The organism is Cupriavidus sp. HPC(L) (genome assembly GCF_000307735.3).
Classification (GTDB): Bacteria; Pseudomonadota; Gammaproteobacteria; order Burkholderiales; family Burkholderiaceae; genus Cupriavidus.
Genome location: NZ_AMPR02000277.1, coordinates 1 through 3,245 on the forward strand (window position 1 = coordinate 1; position 3,245 = coordinate 3,245).

Genomic DNA, 3,245 nt, shown 5'->3' on the forward strand with positions numbered 1-3,245 from the left:
CCTTCTATCCCGGCACCGTGCATGCCGCCCCGCACGACTGGCTGCAGCTGACCGGCGGCGCCATCGGCGCGGGCCTGCCGCTGGCGGTGGGCGCCGCGGTGGCGGTACCCGACCGGCGCGTGGTCGCGCTGCAAGCCGACGGCTCCGGCATGTACACGGTGCAGTCGCTGTGGACGATGGCGCGCGAACAGCTCGACGTCACCGTGGTGGTGCTGGCCAATCGCAAGTACGCGATCCTGCTGGGCGAACTGGCCGGCGTCGGCGCCAATCCGGGCAAGACCGCGCTGGACATGCTGGACATCGGCAATCCCGATCTCGACTGGGTCAAGCTCGCCGCGGGCATGGGCGTCGAGGGCGCGCGCGCGGTAGACATGGAGAGCTTTGCCGATCTGTTCGCGATGGCGAACAAGCGCAAGGGGCCGTTCTTGATCGAGCTGGTGATTTGAGCTTTTGGGGGCGGGGTTGGTGCGCTGGCCCTCTCCCCGGCCCTCTCCCGCAAGCGGGAGAGGGAGAACACCGTCGGCATGGGAAAGCCCACTGGCTGCCCCCCCCCTCTCCCGCAAGCGGGAGAGGGAGAACGCCGTCGGCATGGGAAAAGCCCGCTGGTCGCTCCCCTCTCCCTCAAGCGGGAGAGGGAGAACACGGTCGGCATGGGAAAAGCCCGCTGGTTGCTCCCCTCTCCCGCTTGCGGGAGAGGGGCCGGGGGAGAGGGCAGGGGTATCCCCCTTCGCGACCGAATAATCCACCCTTCCGGACAAGCGAATTGCCGAAGCGCCGATGACTGCGGCAAGCTGCCCGCGGAAGGCATCGAGCCAGGAGACAGCATGACAACACCGACCACCGCGGCGCAGGCCGATCCCGGGCCGGACCGCGTCTACGCGGCCCTGCTGAACGAAGGGCGCTTTCGCATCCAGCACTGCCGCGACTGCGACCGCCACGTGTTCTATCCGCGCAACCTGTGTCCGCACTGCGGCGGCGAGGCGCTGGACTGGACCGATCCCAAGGGCACCGGCACCGTCTATTCGACCAGCGTCATCCGCCGCAAGCCCGATGCGGGCGGCGACTACAACGTCGCGCTGATCGATCTCGATGAAGGCGTGCGCATGATGAGCCGGGTCGAAGTTGTGGCACCGCAGGCGGTGCGCATCGGCATGCGCGTCAGGGCGCGCGTCGCGCCGGCCGCCGGCGACGGCGTTCCCGCCATGGTGGTGTTCGATCCGATGGAGGGCTGACGCGATGCCAGCACAATCGTTGCGCGGTGGCGTCGCCATCGTCGGCGTGGGACAGGCCGGACTCGGCGAAGCCCACGGCAAGACCGAAATGGAAATCCTGGTGGAGGCGGCCAAGGCCGCCGTCAAGGATGCCGGCATGTCGATGCGCGAGATCGACGGCATCGCCACCGCCAGCGTCGGCGCCACCATGTGGGTGATGCCGGTCGCCGAATACCTGGGTATCCATCCGAAGTTCGTCGACAGCACGATGATCGGCGGCTCCAGCTTCGTCGCCCATATGTTGCCCGCGATGCTGGCGCTCGAAGCCGGCATCTGCGACGCGGTGCTGGTCTGCTACGGCAGCAACCAGCGCACCTCGACCGTCGGCCGCGCCGGCATCGCCAAGGTGCGCTCGGTGCTGGACCCGCAGCCTTACGAGAACCCCTACCAGCCGATGCAGCCGATCACCTCGTACGCCTTGGCGGCCGCGCGGCACATGCACCAGTACGGCACCACGCGCGAGCACCTGGCCGAGGTAGCGGTGGCCGCGCGCAAATGGGCACAACTCAATCCCGATGCGCTGATGCGCGATCCCCTGAGCATCGACGACGTGCTGAACGCCCGCATGGTGTCGGACCCGCTGTCGGTGCGCGACTGCTGCCTGGTCACCGACGGCGCCGGCGCCTATGTGATGGTGCGCGCCGAACGCGCCAAGGACCTGGCCAGGCCGCCGGTCTATGTGCTCGGCAACGCCACCGCAACCTGGCATCGGCAGATCTCGAGCATGCCGGATCTGACGGTCACCGCCGCGAAGGAATCGGGTGAACGAGCCTTCGCGATGGCGGGCGTCAAACCGGCGGACGTCGACGTGCTCGAGCTGTACGACGCCTTCACGATCAACACGCTGCTGTTCCTCGAAGACCTCGGCTTCTGCGCCAAGGGCGAGGGCGGGCCCTTCGTCAGCGGCGGCGCCATCGCGCCCGGTGGAAGGCTGCCGGTCAATACCAACGGCGGCGGGCTGTCGTGCGTGCATCCCGGCATGTACGGCATGTTCATCACGATCGAGGCGGTGCGGCAGTTGCGCGGCGAATGCGGCGAGCGGCAGGTGGACGGTGCAGAGATTGCACTGGTGCACGGCAACGGCGGCACCTTGTCGAGCCAGTCGACCGCGATCCTGGGAACGGCCGCGACGCTATAGCCGGCTCGGCGTTCGAACCGGTGCTGCGACGGCATGCCGCAGCAAGCGAAAGCAATGCGGCCGAACGCTTAACGCGTTCGCCCGCATTTTTTCATTTGGCGAAACCAGCCGAGGTGAAGTCGCGCGAACTCGGCAATCCGGGTCAACGATGGCGCCGCGCCGCTCGTCTAGAGAGGGCGATGGCGATTCGCGGGCCGGTCAGGTGTAGTCCACCGGCCAGGGGATCGTCCGCGAGTGTTCTTCTCCTGCGAGCCTGCCCGCCCCATGACGCTGCCCACCTGCCCGATGCCCTCGTTCCTTCCCGCGACGCCGCATATCGGTGACCCGCGATCCCGCGCCTGCCAGCCGCCGCTGCGGCCGCGCGATGCCGCGCAGGTGGTGCGCACCGCGGCCAGGCTGTTTCTCGGCGAAGGCAGCATCGATGTCACGCTGGCAGCGGATGCCGGCGGCCGCCTGCGCTCGGTGTTCGCCGATATCGGGCGCGAATACCGCCTCCGACTGCGCGGCTGCGACCGGTCGATCGATCCCGACGCCGCCTGCGCCGCGCTCGAACTGGAGATGGGCGTCAAGGTGCTGATCCGCCTGAGCGATTGCCTCAGCGCCCTGTTCGATCCGCATGGTGCCGTGCAGGACCGCGTGCCGCACGACGATGTCGCCAGGCGCGCCGCGCTGATCGAGTGCGCGGCGGCGATCGCCGACGAGGCGCTGGTCTGCCGCGACGAGCGCGCCGTCAATGCGGGCGCCGCGCCGGTGCAGCGCCGCCTGACGATTTCCGCGGGCACAGGCGGCGAGATCCGCCTGCACAAGTTCACGCGCTGGCAACGGCCATCGGATCC

4 protein-coding genes are annotated in these 3,245 nt (G+C 68.8%); all 4 read left to right on the forward strand.

The annotated features are described in order from the left end of the window. A partial coding sequence (locus B551_RS15510; RefSeq protein WP_023264474.1) for a thiamine pyrophosphate-dependent enzyme occupies nt 1-446 on the forward strand: 446 nt, incomplete at its 5' end. Nucleotides 447-824: 378 nt separating this feature from the next. Then, nucleotides 825-1,232 (forward strand): Zn-ribbon domain-containing OB-fold protein, encoded by a 408-nt coding sequence (locus B551_RS15515; RefSeq protein WP_006579099.1) that lies wholly within the window; start codon nt 825-827, stop codon nt 1,230-1,232. Between the two features lie 4 nt (nt 1,233-1,236). Beyond that, nucleotides 1,237-2,409, forward strand: a complete 1,173-nt coding sequence (locus B551_RS15520; protein WP_006579098.1) for a thiolase — start codon at nt 1,237-1,239, stop codon at nt 2,407-2,409. Between the two features lie 264 nt (nt 2,410-2,673). After that, the coding region (locus B551_RS15525) for a hypothetical protein (protein ID WP_043440095.1) at nt 2,674-3,245 on the forward strand (572 nt) is incomplete at its 3' end.

Bases quoted from the DNA above. Each gene is read 5' to 3' on its own strand.
- B551_RS15515 (WP_006579099.1), top strand. From the start codon at position 825: ATGACAACACCGACCACCGCGGCGCAGGCCGATCCCGGGCCGGACCGC.
- B551_RS15520 (WP_006579098.1), top strand. From the start codon at position 1,237: ATGCCAGCACAATCGTTGCGCGGTGGCGTCGCCATCGTCGGCGTGGGA.